The organism is Salinivirga sp., assembly GCF_035268865.1.
In the GTDB taxonomy this organism is placed as follows: domain Bacteria; phylum Bacteroidota; class Bacteroidia; order Bacteroidales; family Salinivirgaceae; genus Salinivirga.
Window position 1 is genome coordinate 1 of record NZ_DATFKB010000243.1, and the last position, 2,729, is coordinate 2,729.

At 41.8% G+C, this 2,729-nt stretch carries 1 protein-coding gene; it reads left to right on the forward strand.

Annotation, left to right across the window (positions count from 1 at the left end):
- Positions 1 to 128: 128 nt before the first annotated feature.
- Positions 129 to 2,522, forward strand: a complete 2,394-nt coding sequence (locus tag VJ937_RS14695) for a GH92 family glycosyl hydrolase (RefSeq protein WP_324068358.1) — start codon at positions 129 to 131, stop codon at positions 2,520 to 2,522.
- Positions 2,523 to 2,729 lie beyond the last annotated feature (207 nt).

The window sequence follows — 2,729 nt, forward strand, 5'->3', positions numbered from 1 at the left end:
TTATTGTAATTTGGAATCATAGAAACTGAAAAAATACAGAAACCCGTCAATTTCACATATTTATTTTTAATGGTCATCACCTTTGCCGCAGAAGGCGGGAGGGAAACCACGATGAAAAACTACAAATAATGAGAAAAACAACCATTTTATATCTGCTATTTATAGCTGTAGCAAATTGTTTTGCACAAAATGATCCTACCCAATACGTCAACCCGTTTACCGGAACCCAGGATATGGGACACACATTCCCCGGTGCCACAGTACCATTCGGTATGGTACAACTAAGCCCTGATACCGATACAATAATGTTTTATCAAAATGGTGAATACAACAAAGATGTTTACCGCTATTGCGCAGGTTACCAATATGAAGATTCCACCATCGTAGGCTTTAGCCACACACATTTTAATGGTACAGGGCATTCTGACCTGGGCGATTTTCTCATAATGCCGTTCAAAGGTGAACCTAAATTTAACCCGGGCACATCACAAAAACCAGATAAAGGTTATCGCAGCAGATACCGAAAAACTACAGAAGCAGGAACACCCGGTTACTACACCGTAGAATTAGATGATTACAAGGTAAAGGCTGAACTAACAGCGACAACACACGTGGGCATTCATCAATATACCTTTGAACCGAGAGCCAAGCGTAAAATTTTATTGGATTTGTTCCATGGCATTTACAATTACGATGGAAAAATCGTTTGGTCTTCCATCCGTTTGGAGAATGACACACTCATTACCGGTTACAGGCAGACGCAGGGATGGGCGCGCGACCGCAAACTTTATTTCGCCATGAGTTTCTCAGAAAAAATCATGGATTATCGCCTGGTCAATCAGGAAACCGAAGCCTATAAGGGATTCTGGCGAAAATTCGACAAGATAGAGCGTCTCCCGGAGTGTTCAGGCAAAAAACTAAAAGCATGGTTTCAATTCAAACCGGCCATTAAACCCATACATCTAAGCCCCAAAGACCTCAGAACCGGGAAAGAACCACCACCTCGAATTGGACCACCGCTGAAGGTCAAAGTGGCTATTTCAGCAGTAAGTACAAAAGGGGCAATAAAAAATTTGCAGGAGGAAGCTCCACACTGGAATTTTGAGGCCTACAAAGAAGAAGCACGGGAAAAGTGGAACCAGGAGTTAAAAAAAATCTCGATCACTGCAACGGAAAAAGTAAAAAGTAATTTTTACACTGCCATGTACCATGCATTTATGAGCCCGGTGGTCTATGAAGATGTGGATGGACAATACCGCGGTTTAGACCAACGGATCCATCAATCGGAAGGTTTTACCAATTATACCATTTTTTCGCTTTGGGATACTTTCAGGGCACTACACCCGCTACTTACCATTATGCAACCCCAACGAACTTCAGACATGGTTAACTCCATGCTGGCACATCAGCAACAGAGCGTTCATGACATGTTGCCTATCTGGTCGCACTACAGCAATGAAAACTGGTGCATGACCGGTTACCATGCCGCTTCTGTAATTTCAGATGCCATTGTTAAAAATATCCCCGGCATCGATATCGATACCGCCTTACACGCCATGAAGCGTACTGCCTGGTATCCAAAATATAATCAGAACCAAATATATCGGATTCGCGGCTACGTGCCATATGACGACGGGCCTTATTCCGTAACTAAAACACTTGAATACAGTTACGACGATTGGGCCATTTTCCAGGTTGCACAGTTGGCGAAACAGGAAAAATTGGCCCGTGCCCTTAGGGTAAGGGCCGATAATTATAAAAACATGTTCGACCAGGAAACAGGCTTGATGCGCCCGAAAATGCATGATAAAACCTGGGTTAAAGACTTCGACCCGCTGGCCACGCACGGAATGGGTTTCATTGAAGGTAATGCTTACACTTACAGCCTCTTCGTTCCACACGATATAATGGGTCTGGCCTTTCTCAAGGGGGGTAATGAAGCACTGGCAAATCATCTCGATACACTGTTTACAATGCCATTGCCCGAAGAAAAATATGCCGACACAGAAGATATTACATCTGCGGGCATTATTGGCAATTACATTCATGGTAATGAACCGGGCCATCATGTACCTTACATGTACAATTACGTGGGTCGACCATGGAAAACAGAACACATAGTCCGGCGCATTAATAAAGAAATGTACAGGGCTACACCAGATGGGCTTTGTGGGAACGATGATTGCGGACAAATGTCGGCCTGGTATATATTTTCGGCACTGGGTTTTTATCCGGTTACACCCGGTACCAATCAATACGTTTTGGGATCTCCTAATATAGAAAAAGCCAAAATCAATTTAAAAAACGGTAAAACATTCGAAATAGAGGTAAAGAACCAATCACCTGCCAATATTTATGTGCAGAAAGTACTTTTAAATGGTAAGGAGTGGCCAAAGCTTTTTATTACACACCAAATGATAATAGAGGGTGGAAAACTTACATTTTTCATGAGCGACAGGCCAAATAAAAACCGGGGACAACAATACGGAGACCGACCCTATTCACTTTCAGCTATGCACTGACAAAAAAATGTATAATTTGATAAAAACAATATATCCAATCATACTATTTATTATCAGACTTACGAAAAAAAGGAGATTTTTATCCCAAAATTCCATAAATTGTCAAACAACGTTATATTTTTGTTGATTGATGGGCAAAAATAGAATTATAGAACGATTTATGGTTTGGCGCAGCGCCAATGTAAGCGATCGCCAGTATGTTAATTT

Bases quoted from the DNA above. Each gene is read 5' to 3' on its own strand.
- VJ937_RS14695 (WP_324068358.1), top strand. From the start codon at position 129: ATGAGAAAAACAACCATTTTATATCTGCTATTTATAGCTGTAGCAAAT.